The sequence below is a fragment of the Laribacter hongkongensis DSM 14985 genome (assembly GCF_000423285.1).
GTDB lineage: Bacteria > Pseudomonadota > Gammaproteobacteria > Burkholderiales > Aquaspirillaceae > Laribacter > Laribacter hongkongensis.
The window spans coordinates 91111-109742 of record NZ_AUHR01000012.1; the positions used below are offsets into that span (position 1 = coordinate 91111).

15 protein-coding genes and 1 rRNA gene are annotated in these 18632 nt (G+C 64.7%); 7 read left to right on the top strand and 9 right to left on the bottom strand.

Annotation, left to right across the window (positions count from 1 at the left end; translation table 11 throughout):
- Positions 1-129: 129 nt before the first annotated feature.
- Positions 130-657 (bottom strand): YgjV family protein, encoded by a 528-nt coding sequence (locus tag G542_RS0111240; protein ID WP_027824150.1) that lies wholly within the window; start codon positions 655-657, stop codon positions 130-132.
- Between the two features lie 112 nt (positions 658-769).
- The gene (locus tag G542_RS0111250; RefSeq protein ID WP_027824151.1) at positions 770-1228 is read right to left on the bottom strand and encodes a PliI family lysozyme inhibitor of I-type lysozyme; all 459 of its coding nucleotides are present in this window, start codon (positions 1226-1228) and stop codon (positions 770-772) included.
- 431 nt (positions 1229-1659) lie between these two features.
- Here G542_RS0111250 and hydE point away from each other — a divergent pair, with 431 nt between their 5' ends.
- The 5 genes from hydE to hydF all read left to right on the top strand — a co-directional run bounded on the left by hydE (position 1660) and on the right by hydF (position 9544).
- Positions 1660-2811, top strand: coding sequence for a [FeFe] hydrogenase H-cluster radical SAM maturase HydE (hydE, locus tag G542_RS19260; protein ID WP_244878703.1), 1152 nt, complete (start codon positions 1660-1662; stop codon positions 2809-2811).
- Between the two features lie 64 nt (positions 2812-2875).
- On the top strand, positions 2876-4888 hold the full coding sequence (locus G542_RS0111260) for an FAD-dependent oxidoreductase (protein ID WP_027824153.1): 2013 nt from the start codon (positions 2876-2878) through the stop codon (positions 4886-4888).
- Between the two features lie 12 nt (positions 4889-4900).
- Positions 4901-6700 carry a 2Fe-2S iron-sulfur cluster binding domain-containing protein gene (locus tag G542_RS0111265; RefSeq protein WP_027824154.1) on the top strand — a complete coding sequence of 600 codons (1800 nt, stop codon included), beginning with the start codon at positions 4901-4903 and terminating at the stop codon, positions 6698-6700.
- 193 nt (positions 6701-6893) lie between these two features.
- Positions 6894-8297 carry a [FeFe] hydrogenase H-cluster radical SAM maturase HydG gene (gene hydG, locus G542_RS0111270; RefSeq protein WP_027824155.1) on the top strand — a complete coding sequence of 468 codons (1404 nt, stop codon included), beginning with the start codon at positions 6894-6896 and terminating at the stop codon, positions 8295-8297.
- Positions 8298-8305: 8 nt separating this feature from the next.
- Positions 8306-9544: a [FeFe] hydrogenase H-cluster maturation GTPase HydF gene (hydF, locus tag G542_RS0111275; RefSeq protein ID WP_027824156.1), complete on the top strand. Its 1239-nt coding sequence runs from the start codon at positions 8306-8308 to the stop codon at positions 9542-9544.
- Positions 9545-9600: 56 nt separating this feature from the next.
- Here hydF and folE2 read toward each other — a convergent pair whose 3' ends face one another.
- The 7 genes from folE2 to G542_RS0111310 form a co-directional block, all read right to left on the bottom strand.
- Positions 9601-10392: a GTP cyclohydrolase FolE2 gene (gene folE2, locus G542_RS0111280; RefSeq protein ID WP_027824157.1), complete on the bottom strand. Its 792-nt coding sequence runs from the start codon at positions 10390-10392 to the stop codon at positions 9601-9603.
- Between the two features lie 129 nt (positions 10393-10521).
- Positions 10522-11814: an MgtC/SapB family protein gene (locus G542_RS0111285; protein WP_027824158.1), complete on the bottom strand. Its 1293-nt coding sequence runs from the start codon at positions 11812-11814 to the stop codon at positions 10522-10524.
- Between the two features lie 11 nt (positions 11815-11825).
- Positions 11826-13697, bottom strand: a complete 1872-nt coding sequence (gene dxs / locus G542_RS0111290; RefSeq protein WP_027824159.1) for a 1-deoxy-D-xylulose-5-phosphate synthase — start codon at positions 13695-13697, stop codon at positions 11826-11828.
- Between the two features lie 14 nt (positions 13698-13711).
- Positions 13712-14605 carry a polyprenyl synthetase family protein gene (locus tag G542_RS0111295; protein ID WP_027824160.1) on the bottom strand — a complete coding sequence of 298 codons (894 nt, stop codon included), beginning with the start codon at positions 14603-14605 and terminating at the stop codon, positions 13712-13714.
- Complete coding sequence (locus G542_RS0111300; protein WP_027824161.1) at positions 14598-14828, bottom strand: exodeoxyribonuclease VII small subunit; 231 nt, start codon at positions 14826-14828, stop codon at positions 14598-14600. Before G542_RS0111300 ends, G542_RS0111295 begins: the two co-directional genes overlap by 8 nt.
- Positions 14829-14961: 133 nt before the next feature.
- Complete coding sequence (locus G542_RS0111305) at positions 14962-16158, bottom strand: OmpP1/FadL family transporter (RefSeq protein WP_162142357.1); 1197 nt, start codon at positions 16156-16158, stop codon at positions 14962-14964.
- A gap of 144 nt (positions 16159-16302) precedes the next feature.
- Complete coding sequence (locus G542_RS0111310) at positions 16303-17256, bottom strand: TerC family protein (RefSeq protein ID WP_034985673.1); 954 nt, start codon at positions 17254-17256, stop codon at positions 16303-16305.
- A 104-nt stretch (positions 17257-17360) separates the two neighbouring features.
- Between G542_RS0111310 and G542_RS0111315 the strand changes: the two genes are divergently transcribed.
- On the top strand, positions 17361-18194 hold the full coding sequence (locus G542_RS0111315) for an SDR family NAD(P)-dependent oxidoreductase (RefSeq protein WP_012697788.1): 834 nt from the start codon (positions 17361-17363) through the stop codon (positions 18192-18194).
- A gap of 313 nt (positions 18195-18507) precedes the next feature.
- Positions 18508-18632 (top strand): 16S ribosomal RNA (locus G542_RS0111320); the annotation flags it as partial.

Sequence of the window (18632 nt, forward strand, 5' to 3'; positions counted from 1 at the left end):
CCGCACCCGCACCCGCACCCGCACCCGCACCCGCACCCGCACCCGCATGGTCATGCATCAGTGTCGTCCTGCCCCTCGACGGGGGTACGCATTTGCGTGGCCGCCAGGGAGGTGACGGGTTGCCGGAGATCAGTGGGCGGGGGGCTGCTCGCCGGTGGCGGCGGGCTGGCGACGGCCGTAGATGCGCCAGTAACCCACCAGGTTGCCGGCGAGATAGCACACCTCCATCAGGGTCGCCATCGGCGAGCCTGCCAGCGCATTGTGGGCAATCCAGATGGCGGTGCTGACCATCAGCAGCTTGCGCATGCGCCGGTCGTTCGGGCTGAACATGGCCAGGTTGGGCAGGGCCGATCCGACGCAGGCCAGCAGGCTCAGCGGGCCGCTCCATGTAAACGCCGTTACCGCCACGGCCAGGGTGATGAACAGCCACATCAGCCGCGCCGAACGGACCTTGAGGCTGACCAGGTTGCGGACAGCGGCAATGGCAATCACCAGCACGGCGGTCCACTGGTCCAGCAGGCCGAAGTGCGCAGCAATCAGGACCTGGGCTGCCACCATGCTGTAAACCACGTGCCGCCGTTCACGGAACTGGAACGTCATCACGTCAAAAACCATGGCGACGACGATCAGGGCTTGGGAGAGGGCAAACAGGGTCATGGTGCGGCTTGTCGGTGGAATATCTGGTCAATTCACCTGATGGTACCGTGAAATGCAGCAAAATCCCCTTCCACGGGTGCGACGCCAAACAGCAGCTTTGCCGGCTGCGGCATCAGGGCCTGCCGGCCGGCTGGCCTGTCAACCGTGACCTGAGGGCGGCCGCTGCATCGGCGTCAGGCGGCAGGCCGGCCACGCTGACCAGCTGGTGCAGTCCGCTGCGGTCGATCGTGAACGCATGAGCCGACAGGTAGCTGCCGCTGCCGGCCGAACGGATGCGCACCACCAGTTCCGGGCGGGCATCGGCGTCAACCGGCACCAGCCCGGCGCTTTCCAGCGTACCGTCGCGCGGCACGACCAGGCCGCTGACGAACAGGCGGGTATCCGGGCGGCCCGGCAGGATGTCGTACAGCAGCACGCTGAAGCTGCCGATCGAGCGCGGCTCCTGTTCGCCTTCGGCCACCCGCAGCATCTGCCCGGACGGCAGTTCCAACTGCCGGACAAAGCGTTCGCTGCCGGCGGCATGCAGCGTAGTGGTGGCCAGTACCAGTCCGAGTACCGCAAGCCTGTGCATGGCGGAATCCTTTTTTATGGTCATTTTTATTGACCTTGCAGTGTGCCGGAGCTAATGGTGGCTGGCGAGCAGAACCTGACGGCGACGGAGCCACGCTGCCGGGCTGGCAGAAACGGCGGCGTTTTCCGGCAAGGGCAGGTTGATTCCGGGCCGCCCGCCCGGTGATGCATCCGGCGGTCACGCGGGCCTCAGTGGATTCGTGCGCATGGCGCTGGCTGCCACGCCGGTCTGGTCCTGAAAGCCTGGAGCCTGACCAGACTGTGCGCTGGCGGTTGCCGCAATGTTGACGGCATGAATTATCAGCGCTGGCAAAAACCCTTGTTTTTACGTGAATTCGCCCTTGAATATAGGAAAATTAGACAATTCTAATGACTGGGTTTTGTGCTTGCGCTATCGTGGGTCATCTCTGGATTGTCCCTGAAGCCAACAGCGTGTCGACTCGTGCCGATTTTTCCTCCGGTTTGCAAAAGCTGCGCAGCGGGTGTGCCGCGCAGCCTGCCGACGTGCTGGCCGTGCTGTCTGCCGGCTCGCCGGACGAACAGGAGGCGCTGCGCCAGGCTGCCGAGGACACCCTGCTGCACCATTGCGGCGCTGACGTGCAGCTGCGCGGGCTGATCGAGTTTTCCAACGTGTGCGCCTGCGACTGCCTGTACTGCGGCATCCGCAAGGGTAACCGGCGGTTGCCGCGCTACACGCTGACGCACGAAGACATCGTCGGGACCGCGCTCTGGTGCGTGAAGCAGGGCTACGGCTCCATCGTGCTGCAAGCGGGTGAACGGCGAGACCGCCGTTTCATCGACGGGCTGGTCGATGTCCTGCGTGCCATCAAGTCGGCTACCCGCAGCGAGCGGCTGCCGGACGGGCTGGGCATCACGCTCAGCGTGGGCGAGCAGTCCCGCGCCGATTACGCCCGCCTGCGCGAAGCCGGTGCCCACCGCTACCTGCTGCGCATGGAAACCTTCTCGCCGGCCCTGTTTGCCCGGCTGCACCCGCCGTCGCAGACCTTTGCCGCCCGCCTCGAATGCCTGCACGCACTGCGCGATACCGGCTTCATGGTCGGCACCGGCGTGATGATCGGCATTCCCGGCCAGACGCTGGCCGACCTGGCGCACGACCTGTGCATGTTTGCCGCCCTCGATGTCGACATGATCGGCATGGGCCCCTACATCCCGCACGCCCGCTCGGCCATGCCGGATGACTGGCCGGTGCCGCCGGTTGCCACCCGGCTGGACTGGACCCTGCGCATGATCGCCGTGGCGCGCCTGTTGCTGCGCGACGCCAACATCGCCGCCACGACCGCCTTGCAGACGCTCGATCCGCAGGGGCGCGAGCGCGCGCTTCGCTGCGGCGCCAACGTGATGATGCCGCAGACCACGCCGCCTGGCGTGCGGCGGCATTACCAGCTTTATGACGGCAAGCCGTGCCTTGATGACCAGCCCGAAGCCTGTGCCGCCTGCCTGGCGCAGCGCATCGCCGGTGCCGGCCGGCGCATCGGCCGCGAAGGCTGGGGCGACGCCCCGCATTTTGCCCGCCGCACTGCCGGACCTGCCGGCGGAACTGCGGCGGCCACTCCCCCTTCATGACGCCCGTCGGTACGGACGGCTCGACGATCAGGATCAACCGCGCAGGGCGCAGACGGAGGACGAATTGGATACGCTGCAATACGGAGTATGGGACGACCGGGTGTACGACTGCCGCAACGGGCAGGACGCCGCACCGTTGCCGGTCAGCGGACTGGAACAGTTTGCACCGGACAATCCGGTCAGGGTGTTTGTCGCCGACCGCGGCTTTCTGGTGTTTGATCCCGCCGCCAGCCTCGTTGACGCCTTTCGCCAGTACATGCAGCGGGCAGTGGACGAATCGTGCGGCAAGTGCGCGCCGTGCCGCATCGGCACGCGCAAGCTCCTGGACGAACTGGAGGCCCTGCAACGCGGCAAGCTGACCGACCGCAGCCTGCCCACCATCCTCGAGCTGGCCAGTCTGGTGGCCGAAAGCTCGCTGTGCGGCCTCGGGCGCACCTGTACCCTGGCGCTGGCCGCTGCCATCCGGCACTTCCCGGAAGTCTTTGCTGCCGAAGCCAGATCCGGCGCCGTGCCGGCTGCGCAGCCGGGCATGGTCTACGTGACGGCGCCCTGCATCGAAGCCTGTCCGGCCAAGCTCGACGTGCCGCGCTACATCGACCACATCCGCGCCGGCAACCCGGCCTATGCGCTGGGCGTCATCCTCGACAAATATCCGCTGGCGGCCACCTGCGGCCGGGTCTGTGTGCGCTTTTGCGAACAGGCCTGCCGGCGGCGGCTGGTGGACGGTGCCGTGGGCATCAAGATGCTCAAGCGCTTTGCTGCCGACCGCGGTTACCAGGCCGGCCAGAGCCTGTTCGACAAGAGCCGCATCCGCACGCCGGCACTGGCGCAGAAAAAACGCGTGGCAGTGGTGGGCGCCGGTGGCGCCGGCATCACCTGTGCCTACCAGCTGCTGCGCAAGGGCATTGACGTGGACGTGCTGGAAATGCAGGACAAGGCCGGCGGCATGGCCTCGGTCGGCATCCCCAGCTACCGCCTGCCCAAGGACGTGCTGCGGGCCGAATCCGAAGATGCCATCCAGCGGCTGGGCGGACGTCTGTGCTATGGCCGGCGGCTGGGGCAGGACTATTCGGTCAGCGACCTGTTCAGCCAGGGCTACGACGCAGTGTTCCTCGGTTACGGCGCCCGCCAGGGTTCGCTGCTGGGCATTGCCGGCGAAGACCCGTCCGCCGACGGCTACTACTCGGGCATCAACTTCCTGCGTGCCGTGCACGACCAGGTGGAATACCACATTCCGTTCGAGCTGAAGGGCGAGGTGGTGGTGGTCGGTGCCGGTAACGTGGCAATGGACTGCGTGCGTTCGGCCGTGCGGCTGGGCGCCAGCAAGGTGCATCTGGTCTATCGCCGCACCCGTGACGACATGCCGGCCGACCACGAGGAAATCGAGGCGGCCGAGAAGGAAGGCGTGGTGTTCCACTGCCTGAACAATCCGTCGCGGCTGATCTGCGAAAACGGCCGGGTGACGGGCGTGGAAGTGGTGGAGATGCGCCAGACCGGCACCGATTCACGCGGACGCAGCCAGATCGAAAGCATCCCCGGCAGCGAGCGCATCGTGGCGTGCGACTACCTGATCGCCGCCATCGGCCAGCAGGTCGACCGCGGCACCCTCAGCCCGGACGACGGTATCACCATCAACCGCTACGGCTGCATCGAGGCCGATCCCGACACGCTGGAGACCTCGCGTACCGGCGTGTTTGCCGGCGGCGACTGCGTGCTGGGTCCGCTGACGCTGATCCACGCCATGGGCCAGGGCGCCAAGGCTGCACACAGCATCGTCCAGTACCTGTCGCAGGGCCATGTGACGGTGCAGCCGCGCCAGCGCATGCAGCGCCTGCTGGCCAGCAACCGCCTTCTGGCGACCGGCAGCCTCAACCGGCCGCTGGCACGCAAGAACCGCTTTACCCTGCCCGAGCTGGACGTGGCCGAGCGGGTGGGCAATTTTTCCGAAGTCGAGCAGGTCATCACCCAGGCCGAGGCATATTTCGAAGCCGACCGCTGCCTGCGGTGTTACCGCATTTACTCCGTCATTACCGGGGCGCCGCTTGAAGACGCCGTCCCGACCGCCGAATGTGCGTGAACAGGTAGAGCCATGAAAGCCCGGATCAACGGTCAGGAATACGAATTCACCGCCAACGAAACCATTCTGGAAGTGGCGCGCCGCAACGGCATTTTCATCCCCACCCTGTGCGAGATGCATGACATCCGCCACGCGCCCGGCACCTGCCGGGTCTGCCTGGTGGGCATCCAGCGCGAAGGCGAGCCGGAGCCGGTTTACGTGACCGCCTGCGACACGCCGATGGTGGACGGTGTGCAGATATTCACCCGCACGCCGCACGTGCAGGAACTGCGCCGGCGCCAGGTCGAGCTGATCCTCGACGAACACAACCAGGACTGCGCTACCTGTTCGCGGCACGGCCATTGCGAGCTGCTCGACGTGGCCAGCGTGGTCGGCATGAGCCACCGGCATTTCAGCAGCTGCCAGTTCGAGCCCACGCCGCCGGTGCCGCAGGCCAACCATTCGGCCATCGTCTACGATGCCACCCGCTGCATCCGCTGCCTGCGCTGCGTGGCGGTATGCCGCGAAGTGCAGGCCATCGACGCGCTGGAATTCATCGGCCGCGGCCAGCAGGCCACCATCGCCCTCAAGGGCGGCAACTCGCGCCGCGAGTCCGACTGTGTTTCCTGCGGGCAGTGCGTCATGGTCTGTCCGACCGGCGCGCTGGCCGAGCGCGACGAAACCCGGACCGTCATGGACTACCTGGTCGATCCGGACATCGTCACCGTGTTCCAGATCGCGCCGGCCATCCGGGTGGGGCTGGGCGAGGCATTCGGCCTGCCGCCGGGCACCAACGTCGAAGGCCAGGTCGTGGCCGCGCTGCGGGCCATCGGTGCCGACGTGATCCTCGACACCAACTTTGCCGCCGACCTCGTCATCATGGAAGAAGGCCACGAGGTGTTGGGGCGGGTGCGCCAGCACGAAGGCACCACGTTCACGTCCTGTTGTCCGGGCTGGGTCGACTACGCCGAAAAGCACCATCCGGACATCCTGCCGATGATGTCGTCCACCCGCTCACCACAGGCCTGTCTGGGCTCGCTGGCCAAGAGCTGGCTGCCGACCCGTATGGGTATCGATCCCGCCCGCGTGCGGGTGGTGTCGGTCATGCCCTGCACGGCAAAAAAACAGGAAGCCGCCCGGCCGCAGCTGGGCCGCAACGGCGTGCCGGACGTGGACGTGGTGCTGACCATCCGCGAATTTGCCCGCCTGCTGCGGCGCGAAGGCGTGGACCTGGCCGCGCTGGAGCCGTCGGCATTCGATGACCCGCTGATGAGCGAATACAGCGGCGCCGGAGCCATTTTCGGTGCGTCCGGCGGCGTGATGGAAGCGGCCATCCGCACCCTGTACTACGCCGTCAACCAGCGCGAGCTGGGAGAAATCGACGTGCAGGCGGTGCGCGGCAACGAATCCGTGCGCGAAGCCACCATCGAGGTCGGCGGTGACGTCGGCACCCTGCGGGTGGCCATCGTGCACGGACTGCGGGCGGCCGGGCAGATGGCCGAAGCCGTACTGGCCGGCAAGGCGCGTTACGACTTCATCGAGGTGATGGCCTGTCCCGGCGGCTGCATCGACGGCGGCGGTCACCTGCGCCACAACAAGCGCTACCTCAAGCATGCCGGCGAACGCCGGGCCGGGCTGTTTGCCATCGACCGGGCCCGCGCCGTGCGCCAGTCGCACCGCAACCAGCAGGTCCGGCGGCTGTATGAGGATTTTCTGGGCGAGCCGCTGTCGCATGTGGCGCATGACCTGCTGCACACCCACTACCACAGCCGCGAACCCAAGGCCGAATTCTGCCTGACGCAGCTGTGGCCGGAAGGGCGGCACCAGGACTAGTCCAGGCCCCGGTCCGGGGCTGGCCGTTCGGGCCGCCGGCGCGGGCGATGCCGGTGGCCGGTGCGTTTTCTGTTGCCGGAAGCGGCTGCCCGCGTGCCCCTGAACGGAATCAGGGCCGCGCAGAGGCTTCCGGTGCGGTATTGCGGTATTTGCACGTCCGGGCACTGACTCTGTCCGGACAGAAAGTGTTTTCATGTCTGATCTTCACGATACGCAGGCTGACTGGCTGGCGCCGGCCGCCATCGAGGCCGCACTGGCAGACGCCGTGGCCGATCCGGTGCGGGTGCAGGAAATCCTCGCCAGGGCCCGCGAACTCAAGGGGCTGGATTTTGCCGACGTGGCTGCCCTGACCCTGATCGATTCTGCCGAGCTGTGCGAGGCGCTGTTTGCCACTGCCCGCGAGGTCAAGGAAGCGATCTACGGCCGGCGCATGGTGCTGTTTGCCCCGCTTTACATCTCCAACCTGTGCAAGAACGAGTGTTCCTACTGTGCTTTCCGCCGCTCCAACAAGGACATCCAGCGCCACGCGCTCGACATGGACGCCATCCGGCACGAGGCGCGGCAGCTGATCGACCAGGGGCAGAAACGGGTGCTGCTGGTGGCCGGGGAAGGCTATCCGGCCGCCCGGGGCGGCTTCCGTTACGTACTGGATGCCATCGAAGCGGTGTATTCGGTGACGCACGCACACGGCAACATCCGCCGGCTGAACGTGAATGTGGCACCGCTGGAGCTGGCGCAGTTCCACGACCTGAAAGCCGCCGAAATCGGCACCTACCAGCTTTTCCAGGAAACCTATCACCGGGCGGCCTACGCCCGGGTGCACCTGGGCGGGCAGAAAACCGATTTTGACTGGCGCTGCTCGGCCATGGACCGCGCCATGCTGGCCGGCATCGACGATGTCGGTCTGGGCGTACTGTTCGGCCTGCACGACTGGCGCTTCGAGCTGCTGTCGCTGATGCAGCACGCCGCGCACCTCGAGAACCGCTTCGGCGTCGGCCCGCACACCATCAGCGTGCCGCGCATCGAGCCGGCCGAAGGCGCCCCCCTGTCCGAGGCACCGCCTGCCGGTGTTTCCGACCTTGATTTCAAGAAGATCATCGCCATCCTGCGGCTGGCCGTGCCGTATACCGGCCTGATCCTGTCCACGCGGGAATCGGCCGCCATGCGGCGCGAAGCCTGCGCGCTGGGCGTGTCGCAGATTTCGGCCGGCAGCCGCACCAATCCTGGCGGCTACGGTGCCGACGAGGATTCCACCGGCCAGTTCCAGCTGGGTGACCACCGCTCGCTGGAAGAGGTGGTGGCCGAACTGGCTGCCAGCGGCTATGTGCCGTCGTTCTGCACCGCCTGCTACCGCGCCGGCCGCACCGGCAAGGATTTCATGGACCTGGCCAAGCCGGGGCTGATCAAGCGCAAGTGCGATCCCAATGCCGTGACCACCCTCCAGGAATACCTGTGCGATTACGCCAGCCCGGCCACGCAGCAGGCCGGCTCGCAGGCCATTGTCGAAGCACTGGACGACATGGAGCCGAAAACGCGCCGCAACGCCGAAAAAATGCTCGGCATGATCCGCGCCGGCCGGCGCGACATTTACTGCTGAGGCGGACGATGCTGACCACTCCGCGGGGGTTGATGCCCCACATCGGCCTGTTCGGCTGCCGCAATGCCGGCAAGTCGAGCTGGTTCAATGCCCTGACCGGACAGGAACGGGCCATCGTGTCGGCCCGGCCCGGCTCCACCACCGATCCGGTGGAAAAAGCCTACGAACTGCTGCCGTTCGGTCCGGTGCTGTTTGTCGATACTGCCGGGCTGGACGACGAGGGCGAACTGGGGATGCTGCGGGTGCAGAAAACCCGTGCCGTGCTGGCCCGGGTGGACCTGGTGGTCCTGCTGGTCAGCCCGGGAGGCCTGCGTGACGAGGACCGGGTGGTGCTGCGCGAGGCGCGGGCACGCGGCGTGCCGCATCTGGTGCTGGTCAACCACTGCGATGTGGAGAGGCCGGCGCACGATGTGCTGGCCGCCCTGCAACAGGAAGCCGGACGCTGCCTGATGGTGTCGAGCCGTTCGGACGACGACGTGGCCGAAGTGCGACGGGCCTTGCTGGCGCTGTTGCAGCCGCCGGCCGGAGAGCCGGTGCCGGTGCTGGTCGGCGACCTGCTGGCGCCGCAGGACCTGGTGCTGCTGGTGGTGCCGATCGACATCAGCGCTCCCAAAGGGCGGCTGATCCTGCCGCAGGTGATGACGCTGCGCGAGGTGCTGGACCGAGATGCCTGCGCGCTGGTGGTCAAGGAGCAGGACTACGCAGCCCGGCTGGCGCGGCTGGATGTGCCGCCGGCACTGGTGGTCTGCGATTCGCAGGTGGTGCAGCCGGTGGTGCAGCAGACGCCGGACACGGTGCCGCTGACCACGTTCTCGATCCTGATGTCGCGCTTCAAGGGCGACATGGTGCAGCTGGCGCAGGGCGCGGGCTGCATCCGGCGCCTGTTGCCTGGCGACCGGGTGCTGATTGCCGAGGCGTGTTCGCACCACGCGCAGGACGACGACATCGGCCGGGTGAAGATTCCGCGCCTGCTGTCACGGGCGGCCAACGGCCCGCTGGAAGTGGACGTGGTGGCCGGGCGTGATTTTCCGGACGACCTGTCCGGTTACCAGCTGGTGGTGCAGTGCGGTGGCTGCATGGTGACGCGCCAGGACATGCTGGCGCGGCAGCGGCAGGCTGCCCGCCAGGGGGTGCCGGTCACCAATTACGGCATGGCGATTTCGGTGGCGCAGGGCGTGATCGAGCGGACACTGGCCTGCTTTCCGGCTGCGCTGGAAGCCTACAGGCAGGCCGGGCGGCAGCACTGAAACGACAACCGCCACCGGAGGGGGCTCCGGTGGCGGCATTGGCAGGCAAGTGGCGCTCAGGCGCGCTTGTCGTGCTCGATCAGGGCGTAGGCCGAGTGGTTGTGGATCGATTCGAAGTTTTCGCTTTCGATCACGTAGGCCGTGATGCGGTCGTCACGGTGGACGGCGGCTGCCACGTCACGCACCAGGTCCTCGACGAACTTCGGATTGTCGTAGGCTCGCTCGGTGACGAACTTTTCGTCCGGACGCTTGAGCAGGCCGTACAGCTCGCAGCTGGCCTGGGTTTCCGCCACGTCGATCAGGTCTTCGATCCACACGTCGGCCCGGGTGGTGGCGGTGATGGTGATGTGCGAGCGCTGGTTGTGGGCACCGCGTTCGGAAATCTTCTTCGAGCACGGGCACAGGCTGGTGACCGGCACCAGCACCTTCATGGTGAAGCGGTAGTCGCCGTTGATGATTTCGCCGACGAAGGTCACTTCGTAGTCCAGCAGGCTCTGCACGCCGGAGACCGGCGCGGTCTTGTTGACGAAGTACGGAAAGCTCATTTCCAGATAGCCCGACTGGGCTTCCAGCCGCTCGCACATTTCGCGCACGATGGCTTCAAAGCTTTCCACCGAGATCTCGCGGTCGTGGCTGTTGAGGATCTCGACAAAGCGGGACATGTGCGTGCCTTTGAAATTGTGCGGCAGGTGCACGTACATGTTGAAAACGCCGACAGTGTGCTGGATGCCGCCGGAGCGGTCGGCCACCAGCACCGGATGGCGGATCGACTTGATGCCGACCTTGTTGATGGCAATGTGGCGGGTGTCCGGCGAACTCTGGACGTCAGGCATGGGTACGGTGTTCATCTACGATGGATATCCCTGATGAAATTCGGGGTGAGTATACTGGCCGGCCAATACCTGAGTAAAGAAGTCGGGCATTGGCTGTTTAAAACCATCAAATTGACTGGATCAATCACGACTGCATGACTGTCGTTATTGTCCGAAAAACATGGCTGCGGCAAGCAGCAACATCAGCAGTGGCGGCACCAGCAGCACCGGCACCAGCTGGCGGGCCAGCGTCCGGCCGCCCAGGCTGGACACCAGCCCCAGCTTGAAGGCCGAATTGGCCAGCAGGGCGATGGCAATTGCCAGCCCGACGGGCAGGCCCAGCAACCGTCCGTCTGCGTACTGGCGGAAGGAACTGAGCACGATGGCGTCGATGTCGGTCAGGCCGGACACCGCCGCCACCAGGTAGAGGCCGCCCACGCCGATCCAGTCGGTCAGCGCCGCAATGGCAATGCCGACCACGGCAAACATGACGCCGAACAGCAGGGCGGTCGGAATCTCCACCGGGTTGGAGAGCCTGAATTCGTGCGCGGGATTGTCGGCTGCCGGCTGCCGGCCGGCCCACAGCGTGATGACCAGCCCGGCCAGTCCGGCAATCGCCAGTGGCGGCAGCAGGGTCGGCAGCAGGCCCGGTGCCAGCAGGGCAGCCAGAAAGCCGATGCGGACAAATACCACCATGTTGGCCAGCCGGATCACTGCAGCGGCAAACGGCAGGGCCTCGGGAGTATGCGCGGCCTGGCGCGAATAGGTGACCGACGTGGCCGTGCTCGAAACCAGCCCGCCCAGAATGCCCAGCAGCCAGGCGCCGGAGCGGTTGCCGATGATCAGCACCGCCAGATAGCCCGCCAGCCCGATGCCGGAGATCAGCACCACCATCAGCCAGACTTCGTAAGGGTTGATGGCGTTGAACGGCCCCATCTGCCGGTTGGGCACCAGGGGCAGGATGATGCTGAAGAACACCAGGAACTGGAGCAGGGTGTAGATGTCGTGGCGGGTCAGCCGGTGACTGAAACGCTGGAGTTCCGGCTTCAGGTACAGCAGGCTGGTGGCGATGATGCCCAGAGCTACGGCGAGCTTGCCGCCGTCGAGCCACACCATCATCCCCAGTGAGTAGGCCAGTACCAGAGCCACCTGGGTGGTGACGTCCGGCGTGTCGGCGGTGTCGGCCGCACCGGTTTTGCGGTAGGCCGCGAGGATGAACACCGCGACCACCCCGAGTCCGCCCAGCGCCAGGAACGGCAGCTGCATCTGGTTGGCCAGCTGCGCGTTGAGGGTGCCGAACATGGCGGTCAGGGCAAAGGTGCGGATGCCGGCCGGTGAGTGCGCCTTGCGTTCGCGCTCGATGCCCAGCAGCAGGCCGATGCCCAGTGCGATCAGGTAGCGCGGCAAGGCCGCGAACGGACTGTTGTCGAGGACGATCAGCGAATCCAGCCAGCTCATGCCGAAGCCTGTCAGGCTGTGCCGGAGGCAGTATCGTCCAGCCGCTGGCGGACCGAGCGGACGATGCCGGCAGGATCGAGGCCGCAGTCGGCCAGCAGCAGGGCCGGGTCACCGTGCTCGACGTAGTGGTCGGGCAGGCCGAGGTTCAGCACCGGCACGGTGATGCCGGCGGCGGCCAGGGGTTCCAGCACGGCGCTGCCGGCTCCGCCCATCACCACGTTTTCCTCGACCGTGACCAGCAGCTCGTGGCTGGCCGCCAGCTGGCGGATCAGGGCGGTGTCCAGCGGTTTGACAAAGCGCATGTCTGCCACGCTGGCATCGAGCTGGTCAGCTGCTGCCAGTGCCGGATGCACCATGCTGCCGAACGCCAGGATGGCGATGCCCTTGCCCTGGCGGCGCAGCGTGCCCTGGCCCAGCGGCAGGGCGGTCATGGCGGCCACCGGTTCGCAGCCAGGACCGGTGCCGCGCGGGTAGCGCACGGCCGTCGGTCCGTCGTGCAGGAATGCGGTGTAGAGCAGTTGCCGGCATTCGTTTTCGTCCGACGGCGCCATCACCACCATGTTGGGGATGCAACGCAGGTAGGAGAGGTCGAAAGCACCGGCGTGGGTCGGGCCGTCAGCTCCCACCAGCCCGGCGCGGTCGATGGCAAACACCACCGGCAGGTTTTGCAGGGCGACGTCGTGGATCAGCTGGTCGTAGGCGCGTTGCAGGAAGGTGGAGTAGATCGCCACCACTGGCTTGAGCCCGTCACAGGCCATGCCGGCGGCGAACGTGACCGCGTGCTGTTCGGCAATGCCGACATCGAAATAGCGGTCCGGATATTCCTTTTCGAAGCGCACCATGCCCGAACCTTCGCGCATGGCCGGCGTGATGCCGACGAGACGTTCGTCCTGTGCTGCCATGTCGCACAGCCAGTCGCCGAATACCTGCGTGTAGCCGGGCTTGCTGCTGCCGGATTTGCTGACCAGTCCGTTTTCCGGACTGAACTTGCTGACGCCGTGATAGCTGATCGGGTCTTTTTCCGCGAGCTTGTAGCCGCGGCCCTTTTTGGTGACCACGTGCAGGAACTGCGGCCCCTTGAGCTGGCGGATGTTTTGCAGCGTGTTGACCAGTACGCCCAGGTCATGGCCGTCGACCGGACCCAGGTAGTTGAAGCCGAATTCCTCGAACAGGGTGGCCGGGGTCAGCAGGCCCTTGACCTGCTCTTCAGCCTTGTGCGCCAGCTTTTGCAGCGGCGGCGCCATGCCCAGCACCCGGTTGGTGCCGCTTTTCATGGTGGCGTAGAAGCGGCCGCTCATGAGGCGGGTGAAATAGTGGTTGAGCGCGCCGACGTTCGGCGAGATCGACATGTCGTTGTCGTTGAGGATGACCAGCAGGTCCGTGTCCGAATCTCCGGCGTTGTTGAGCGCCTCGAAGGCCTGGCCAGCGGTCATGGCGCCGTCTCCGATGATCGCTACCACGCGGCGGTCGCTGCCGGTCTGGCGGGCGGCCACGGCCATGCCCAGTGCCGCACCGATGCTGGTGGACGAGTGACCGACGCCGAAGGTGTCGTATTCCGATTCGTCACGCTTGGGAAAGCCGGCCAGGCCGCCTTTTTGCCGCATGGTGTGCATGCGGTCGCGCCGGCCGGTGAGGATCTTGTGCGGATAGGTCTGGTGGCCGACATCCCACACCAGCCGGTCGTCCGGCGTGTTGTAGACGTAGTGCAGGGCGATGGTGAGTTCGATCGAGCCGAGGTTGGAGGCAAAGTGCCCGCCGGTCTGGCTGACGGAATCCACCAGAAAGTCGCGCAGTTCGCGCGCCAGCTGCGGCAGTTGCTTGCGGTCCAGCTCGCGCAGGTCGGCCGGAATCTGAATCGTGTCGAGAAGCGGGGTGGAAGTCATGATGGCCAGAAAAATTAGAAAGAGCGCGCCACGATGTAGTCGGCCAGCTGTTGCAGGCGACGGGCACGGGCGCCGAACAGGGCCAGTGCCTCATGGGCGTCTGCCAGCAGGGCGTGCGCGTAGCTGCGGGCTTCGCCCAGTCCCATCAGGCTGACGTAGGTAGGCTTGTCGTGGGCGGCATCCTTGCCGGCGGTCTTGCCCAGCGTGGCGCTGTCGGCTTCGCAGTCGAGCACGTCGTCGATGACCTGGAAAGCGAGGCCGATGCGGCGGGCGTAGCGGTCGAGGGCCGCCAGTTCGTCATCGTCAGGCGAGCCGGCAAGGGCGCCAAGCCGGACGGCCGCCTGGATCAGGGCGCCGGTTTTCAGGCAGTGCATGTATTCCAGTGCGGTCTGGTCCAGTGCGTGGCCGACGGCTGCCAGATCGATGGCCTGACCGCCGCACATGCCGCGCGGGCCGGCGGCGTGGGCCAGTGCAGACACCATGGCCAGCTGCCGGGCCGGCACGACGCCGGGCAGGGGAATTGCCAGCAGTTCGAAGGCATGGGCCTGGAGGGCATCGCCGGCCAGCAGGGCCATGGCTTCGCCGTGGGCGATGTGGCAAGTGGGTTTGCCGCGGCGCAGTACGTCGTCGTCCATGCAGGGCAGGTCGTCGTGTACCAGCGAGTAGGCGTGGATGCATTCCACGGCGCAGGCGGCAGCCGACAGGGCCTCAGGCGTGGCACCGGAAACGTCGCCGGCGGCAAATACCAGCAGCGGCCGCACGCGCTTGCCGCCGTCCAGTGCGGCGTAGCGCATGGCATCAAACAGCGGGGTGGCGGCGTGGGTACCGGCGGGCAGGCTGGCCGCGAGGGCGGTTTCGACGCGCTGCTGGATGTCCGTCATCCAGCGCAGGAAATCGGTATCAGTCATGCTCGGGGTCCAGTGGCTTGAGTGCATCTGCTTCCAGTACGCGCAGTTGCTGCTCGGCGTCGGCAAGCTTGCCCTGACAGAATTTGACGAGTTCGGCGCCTTGCTTGTAGGCGGCCAGTGCTGCTTCAAGAGGCAGCTCTCCACGCTCGAGATCACGGATCAGCGCATCGAGCTGTTCGACGGCGCTTTCAAAACTGGCGGGCTGTTTGGCAGGTTTGGCCATGATGAATGTCACTGGAAAAACCGCCAAATTGTAGCGGCAAATTCCGGCGCGCAGTCAGATAACTCAAGCAGCCGGCATGGCGGGCACAAAAAAGCGGGCCTGTGGGCCCGCTTGCGGTGTCCGGCTGCTCCGGTCAGAACTGGTACTGGTACTGCACGCCGATCAGGTCGGCCACGACGGAGAATTCACCGTTCAGTCCCTTGTAGGTGGTCTTGGAGTCGCCCATGGCAAAGAGGTGGCTGTACGAGAAGTCCAGCTGGCTTTGCTTGTTGACCTTCCAGCTGGCGCCGAGGCTGACCCAGCCGCGGTCACTGTCGGGAATCAGCGGGTTGCGGTATTCGGCCGACTTGACCGGCGTGGTTTCGTAGGCAAGGCCGCCACGGAAGGTCCACTGGTCGTTGTGACGGTAGTCGGCACCCACACCGTAGTACCAGGAGTCGCCCCAGTTGTTTTCGAGGCTGAGTCCGCCGCCGGACTGGCTGACCACGTCGATCGATTTCAGGCGCGACCAGTTGGTCCAGCGCACGATGCCCGACACCGTCCATTGTGGGTTGATTTCGTGCATGGCGCTCAGGGTAATGTATTCCGGAACGGTCACGTCGGCCTTGGCGGATTCATGCTTGTGGCCACCGGGAATAAGACCACCTGTGTAGTCCAGAAAACCGTCGGTTTTATGATCGATTTTGGAACGGTATGCCAGGCCAAGGCGGGTGCTGTCAGACAGGGACACCATCGCGCCCAGGTTGTAGCCCCATGCCCAGCCCTTGGCCTTGACTTCGCCAAGCAGCACGCCCGGGATGCCTTGCTTCAGGCTGGCATTGGCGTACTGCGCCGACACACCGGCACCCAGTGCCAGCCACGGGGTGGCTTGCCAGCCGATCGACGGGTTGATGTCCACCGTCTTGATCGAGCTGCTGATGCCGGCCTGGTTGCCGATCCATTTGTCGTCGTAATCAGTGGCCAGACCGAACGGTGCCGTCATCGACAGGCCAAGGCGCAGGTCGGGACTGATTTCATGCACCATGAAACCGTTGGGGATCCATTCGAGCACATCGCCACGGGCGACACCGGCCTTGCCGTAGGCTGAGCCCTCGTATTCCGGGCGCACGCTGGCGGCCACGATACCGGCCTGTACGGACGTGCCCTTGTTGAGCAGCATGCCCGCCGGGTTGTAGAAGGCCGCAGACAGGTCATCACCCATGATGCCGGCGCCGGCATGGGCACGGCCAAGGCTGGTGACGCTTTGTTCGGAGAGCTGGAAGCCGGCAGCAGCGGCTGTCGAGGTGATGCCGGCGCAGGTCAGCGCCAGGGTCAAACGGGAGAACAACAAGGACTGCTCCATATCGCTGGAATGAAAAAAGGCTGACCCCTTGGGGCCAGCCAGAGATGGAGCGGATTGTTGCCGATATATTTCACTAGAGCAAGAGTTCTAAATGGTGAAAACGGTGTGAATTCCGCACTTTATCCAGATTAATTATTTTTTGTCCCGGCTGGTCAACAGGGACAGGATGATGGAGGTGGTCAGTACCGCGAATACCGTCGTGAGCGAGATCACGGTCGGGATGTGGTAGATGTCCAGCAGCAGCATCTTGACGCCGATGAAGGTCAGCACCACGGCCAGGCCGTACTTGAGCAGGTGGAAGCGGTCGGCCACGTCGGCCAGCAGGAAATACATGGCCCGCAGTCCGAGGATGGCGAAGATGTTGGAGGTCAGCACGATGAACGGGTCGCGGGTGACGGCGAAAATGGCTGGGATGCTGTCGACTGCAAACACCAGATCGCTCAGCTCGATCATGGTCAGCACGAGGAACATCGGCGTGGCCCAGAGGATGCCGCCGGAGCGAACGAAGAAGGATTCGCCGTGGTAGTCCGTCGTGATGCGCATGTGGCTGCGGATCCACTTGAGCAGGCGGTTGTTGCCCAGGTCGTCTGCGCTTTCCTTTTCCGGCAGCATCATCTTGATGCCGGTAAACACGAGGAAGGCCCCGAACAGGTACAGCACCCACGAGAATTCGGCCACCAGTACTGCGCCCAGCGCGATCATGATGGCGCGCATGAAGATGGCACCAAGCACACCGTAAACCAGTACGCGGCGCTGATAGGCGGCCGGAACCTTGAAATAGTTGAAGATCAGCAGGAAAACGAAAATGTTGTCGACGGCCAGCGATTTTTCGATCAGGTAGCCTGTCAGGAATTCCAGCGCCTTCTGGTCGGCCAGTGCGGCGCGGGCCACTTCGTCAAGACCGCTGTCGACATTGGTGCGGATGTGCCACCAGAGCCACAGGTTGAACAGCATGGCAATGCTGATCCAGATGGCTGACCAGCCCAGCGCTTCGCGTGCTGAAACTTTGTGGCTGCCCTGTTTGTTGAGGGCGATGATGTCGATCACGATCATGGCGATCACGGCGGCAAAGAAACCGGCGTACATCCATGGGGTGCCGACCGAGGCAAGACCGAGGGTCAAGGTTTTCTCCTGTTAGGACATGGGCAAGAAAAGAACAGCCATATACGGCATGTAGAGGTTCATTGTAAATGCACGAAAAACGAATTTTGGTGACGGGTTGTTCCAGCGGGATCGGGCTAGCGAGTGCCTTGTGCCTGCAGCAGGCTGGCTGGCAGGTGTTTGCTTCGGCGAGACGAGCGGAAGATGTCGAAAAATTGCGCCCGCAGTTTCCGCTGGCTTTGCAGATGGATGTGGACAGCAGCGAGTCGATTCGCGCGGGCGTGACCCGGGTGCTGGAGCAGACCGGGGGAATGCTGGATGCGGTATTCAGCAATGCCGGCTTTGGGCAGCCAGGTGCAGTGGAGGACATTCCGAGAAATGCATTGCGGCAGCAGTTTGAAACCAATGTGTTTGGCGTCTGGGAGCTGGTATCCGAAGTGCTGCCGGTCATGCGCCGGCAAGGGCATGGCCGGATCCTGTTCAATTCGTCGGTACTGGGATTTGCGCCCATGCGTTGGCGGGGTGCTTATAACGCCAGCAAGTTTGCGCTGGAGGGAATGGTCGATACGTTGCGGCTGGAGCTGGACGGTACTGGCATCCAGGTGTCTCTGGTGGAGCCGGGGCCGATTGTCAGCCGTTTTCGCCCCAATGCCCTGCAACATTTTCTGGCGCATGTGGATCATCGCTACAGCGTGCATGCAGATGTATATGAGCGGGAGTTGCAGCGGTTGCAGAAAGAAGGTGAGGCCACACGGTTTACCTTGCCGGCCAGCGCTGTTGCCGAAGTAGTGGTGCATGCGTTGAATGCTCGGCAGCAGAAGGCCCGTTATCGCGTGACGTTTCCGACGCACCTGTTCTGGTGGCTGAGGCATGTGTTGCCCCAGCGTGCCCTGGACCGGCTGTTGATCCGTGCAGCGGGGTAAGGAGAGCAGGCGGCATTTGCGCGTTGAGCCGGGGTGGGCGGATTTTTTTGCCGGGAATTTCGTTTTGAAACAGGTGGATGCCGGATTGTTGCAGGTTTTGTGGGGTTGGGTGTTGACGAGTTGTGGAGAGGTGGGTATAGTTCGCCACCTCGCTGCACGACGCAGCGCCGGCTGGTCCGGAAAGCTCTTTAACAAACGAACAACCGATAAGTGTGAGCGCTTGTGGAAACCCACAGGCTCGCACTTCAAATAGACGCAAGGAAAAACATTTTCTTGTCGTTTCTTTGAGCAAGCCAAGTACTTAGCTGAGATTGAACGAAAGAGTTTGATCCTGGCTCAGATTGAACGCTGGCGGCATGCTTTACACATGCAAGTCGAACGGTAACAGGGACTTCGGTCTGCTGACGAGTGGCGAACGGGTGAGTAATGCATCGGAAC

What these genes read in the sequence shown, in the direction of transcription:
- G542_RS0111310 (WP_034985673.1), bottom strand. Translation starts at nt 17,256, where the DNA reads ATGTACGCCGGTTTCTTTGCCGCCGTGATCGCCATGATCGTGATCGAC.
- G542_RS0111240 (WP_027824150.1), bottom strand. Translation starts at nt 657, where the DNA reads ATGACCCTGTTTGCCCTCTCCCAAGCCCTGATCGTCGTCGCCATGGTT.
- G542_RS0111265 (WP_027824154.1), top strand. Translation starts at nt 4,901, where the DNA reads ATGAAAGCCCGGATCAACGGTCAGGAATACGAATTCACCGCCAACGAA.
- G542_RS0111250 (WP_027824151.1), bottom strand. Translation starts at nt 1,228, where the DNA reads ATGCACAGGCTTGCGGTACTCGGACTGGTACTGGCCACCACTACGCTG.
- hydG (WP_027824155.1), top strand. Translation starts at nt 6,894, where the DNA reads ATGTCTGATCTTCACGATACGCAGGCTGACTGGCTGGCGCCGGCCGCC.
- dxs (WP_027824159.1), bottom strand. Translation starts at nt 13,697, where the DNA reads ATGACTTCCACCCCGCTTCTCGACACGATTCAGATTCCGGCCGACCTG.
- G542_RS0111295 (WP_027824160.1), bottom strand. Translation starts at nt 14,605, where the DNA reads ATGACTGATACCGATTTCCTGCGCTGGATGACGGACATCCAGCAGCGC.
- hydF (WP_027824156.1), top strand. Translation starts at nt 8,306, where the DNA reads ATGCTGACCACTCCGCGGGGGTTGATGCCCCACATCGGCCTGTTCGGC.
- G542_RS0111315 (WP_012697788.1), top strand. Translation starts at nt 17,361, where the DNA reads ATGCACGAAAAACGAATTTTGGTGACGGGTTGTTCCAGCGGGATCGGG.
- folE2 (WP_027824157.1), bottom strand. Translation starts at nt 10,392, where the DNA reads ATGAACACCGTACCCATGCCTGACGTCCAGAGTTCGCCGGACACCCGC.
- G542_RS0111285 (WP_027824158.1), bottom strand. Translation starts at nt 11,814, where the DNA reads ATGAGCTGGCTGGATTCGCTGATCGTCCTCGACAACAGTCCGTTCGCG.
- G542_RS0111300 (WP_027824161.1), bottom strand. Translation starts at nt 14,828, where the DNA reads ATGGCCAAACCTGCCAAACAGCCCGCCAGTTTTGAAAGCGCCGTCGAA.